This is a genomic window from Corynebacterium sp. (assembly GCF_043426755.1).
Taxonomy (GTDB): domain Bacteria; phylum Actinomycetota; class Actinomycetes; order Mycobacteriales; family Mycobacteriaceae; genus Corynebacterium.
Map to the genome: position 1 here is coordinate 1 of NZ_JBHWRP010000070.1, position 2,934 is coordinate 2,934.

The 2,934-nt window shown below is 62.5% G+C and carries 3 protein-coding genes and 1 pseudogene; 1 reads left to right on the forward strand and 3 read right to left on the reverse strand.

Annotated elements, in window-relative coordinates; all coding sequences use genetic code 11:
* From ACHFGA_RS06790 to pyrR, 3 genes are all read right to left on the reverse strand, one after another.
* On the reverse strand, positions 1–699 hold a 699-nt coding region (locus tag ACHFGA_RS06790), incomplete at its 3' end, for an amidohydrolase family protein (RefSeq protein WP_394281652.1).
* An 11-nt stretch (positions 700–710) separates the two neighbouring features.
* The gene (locus ACHFGA_RS06795) at positions 711–1,640 is read right to left on the reverse strand and encodes an aspartate carbamoyltransferase catalytic subunit (RefSeq protein WP_394281653.1); all 930 of its coding nucleotides are present in this window, start codon (positions 1,638–1,640) and stop codon (positions 711–713) included.
* Between the two features lie 3 nt (positions 1,641–1,643).
* The gene (pyrR, locus tag ACHFGA_RS06800) at positions 1,644–2,201 is read right to left on the reverse strand and encodes a bifunctional pyr operon transcriptional regulator/uracil phosphoribosyltransferase PyrR (RefSeq protein WP_394281654.1); all 558 of its coding nucleotides are present in this window, start codon (positions 2,199–2,201) and stop codon (positions 1,644–1,646) included.
* A 130-nt stretch (positions 2,202–2,331) separates the two neighbouring features.
* On the opposite strand from pyrR, the pseudogene ACHFGA_RS06805 reads away from it, so the two are divergent.
* Positions 2,332–2,934, forward strand: a pseudogene (locus tag ACHFGA_RS06805) (TIGR01777 family protein); the annotation flags it as partial.

A 2,934-nucleotide genomic window follows, 5' to 3' on the forward strand; every position in this document is an offset into this window, starting at 1 on the left:
CGTATCGCGAGCCACAACGGCTTCCTCAGCCACGCGCGGCCAACCGCGCAGGCCCAGCCTTGCCGCCTCCGCGCCCTCGTGGGCGACAGCGCCTTCCGTCATCCGATGGTCCTCGGCGTGCTGCGCCAGCAACACATCCAAACCCTTGGCGTATTCGATGGCGCGGCGCATGATCTGAGGATCGTTGACGCAGCGGCCATCGTCGGAAAACATGCGCACCTTCGCCTCGGAACGCGCCATCATGCCGAACTCGGTCAGCTGAGTGCCGCCCAAGCCCTGCGTGATCGAGCCGACCGGGTGCACGTCGCACTTGCCATAAGCCTGGGACTTTAGCCACACCGACTCCGCGATGATCGGCTGATCCATCACCGGATTCGTATTCGCCATGGTGAACACGGCGGTGAACCCGCCCTTCGCCGCGGCATTAGAGCCGGTGGCAATGGTCTCCGTGTCTTCGCGGCCGGGCTCGCGCAGGTGCACGTGCATATCGACCAGCCCCGGCAGCAACACATTGCCACCGCCGTCGATCACACGGGCGCCTTCGGGGATCTCCACGTCCGCACCAATGGCGCTGATTTCGCCATCGTTGACCAGCACGGTCACCGGGTCGCCCTCACCGTAGGGTCGTACGTTCTGAATGGCCAAGGGCTCAGTGGGTACAGGAGCAAGAGGACCTGTGGGGGGATAATTCTTTTGCACGTTCTTGTCTCCTACTCTCCTGCTGCGATCAGCGTAAACAGCACGGCCATGCGCACGTGCACACCGTTGGATACCTGCTGCAGCACAGCGGTTTCGTCGTAATCGGCGACCGCGTGGTTGATTTCCATTCCGCGCAGCATCGGGCCGGGGTGCATGATGATCGCATCGTCTTTCATCCGCGCCGCGCGGTCCTTCGACAGGCCATAGAGCGTGGCATATTCACGGTGCGAAGGGAAGAAACCGCCGTTCATCCGCTCCTGCTGCACGCGCAGCATCATCACCACATCGGCGTCCGCGATCTCTGCGTCAAAATCAGAACTGGTGCGCACCGGCCAGGTCTCCACGCCGGTAGGAAGCAGCGTCGGCGGTGCAACGAGCACGACCTCCGCACCTAAGGTGGACAGCAAATCCACGTTCGAACGCACCACGCGCGAATGCAGGCAATCACCCACGATGATCACCTTGCGGCCCTCAATTCCACCTAAGCGCTGGCGCATCGTCACCGCATCCAGGAGCGCCTGCGTGGGGTGCTGGTGCGAGCCGTCACCCGCATTGATCACGCTGGGGCCGACGCCGCCGGGCGCCACCCAGTCCGACACCAGCTGCGCTGCGCCCGAGCTTGGGTGGCGCATCACAATCGCATCAGCTCCGATCGCCGCCAGCGTGGAGGCAGTGTCCTTCAGCGATTCGCCCTTCTTCACGCTTGACGACGAGGCGCCGATATTAATCACGTCTGCGCTCATCCACTTGCCGGCCGTCTCAAAGGAGGCCCGGGTGCGCGTTGAGTTCTCATAGAAGAGCGTAAAAATGGTGCGGCCACGCAAGGTGGGTAGCTTTTTGATCTCGCGGCCTTCCAGCGCCTCGCGAAAACGATCGGCCTCATCCATCAGGCCGACAATCTCATCGCGCGACAAGTCCGCAATACTTAATAGGTGCTTCAACTTTTAAGCCTCCTCATCGCGGGTGAGAACCACGGCATCCTCGCCATCGAGGGCCTTAATCTTCACCGTGACATCTTCAGTGCGCGCCGTCGGAATGTTCTTGCCTACGTAATCCGCGCGGATCGGCAACTGGCGGTGACCCCGATCCACCAAAACGGCCAACTGCACCACGGCAGGGCGCCCCAAATCCCTCAAGGCATCGAGCGCGGCCCGGATGGTGCGGCCAGAAAAGAGGACATCGTCGACAAGCACCACGATGGCGTCATCGAGATCGATCGGAATCTTCGTGGGCTGCAGCGCGCGGTGCGGCTTATCCCGCAGATCGTCACGGTACAACGTGATATCCAAACTGCCCACGGGGACAGACACCCCGGAGAACTCCTCCACCGCGTGCGATAGACGCTGGGCCAGTGGAACACCACCGGACGGGATGCCTAACAAGACGATACGAGTGTCGTCGTCAAGCGCTGTCTTTTCAATGATTTGATGCGCGATGCGTGCGACAGTACGCCCGACGTCATCGGCTGATAACAGCTCAACGGTCGTGCGTTGCGTGTCCATACTCATCGAACCTCCTTCTCCGCCTCTCTGTGCGGTCCTTTAAAGGATGTCAATGCTGTTGTCTATGCTGGTGTGCTAGACCGGTTGTTACTCTAGCACCCACAGCTACGTTTTGGCGCGAAGGAGCTCCATGGGAATCACAGCACATCACGTTGTCCCAGCAGACAGGGACACAGTGTGGGAGTGGCACACCCGCCCGGGGGCAGTCGCGCGCCTGGCGCCCACCTTCCTGCCGATGAAACCCGTCCAGGAAGCCGAACGCCTCGCCGACGGCACCACCATCTTCTCGCTGCCCGCCGGCCTGAAATGGGTCGCCCGCCATGACCTCTCCGGCTACCGCACCGGCCACGTCTTCACGGACGTCTGCATCAACGCCCCCATGAAAGCCCTGGCAACGTGGCGGCACGCCCATCGCTTTGAGTCGCTTGACGACGACCCCCTGGCAACCCTTGTCACCGATGAGATCTCCACCCGCGTGCCCGCAGGCACCCTCGAACCTATGGTGGCCTACCGCCAGCACCAGCTCATCGAGGACATCAGCTTCCTCAACCGAGTCAACGCCGCCGGCGCCGACACCCCGCTGACCATCGCAATGACCGGATCGCGTGGACACGTCGGCCGCGCGCTCATGGCGCAGCTGCAGACCGCCGGCCACACCGTGATCCAACTCGTCCGCGGAGAGGCCAAAGAACACCAGCGCCACTGGAATCCGCAGCGCCCATCCCGCAACCTG

What these genes read in the sequence shown, in the direction of transcription:
- pyrR (WP_394281654.1), bottom strand. Translation starts at nt 2,201, where the DNA reads ATGGACACGCAACGCACGACCGTTGAGCTGTTATCAGCCGATGACGTC.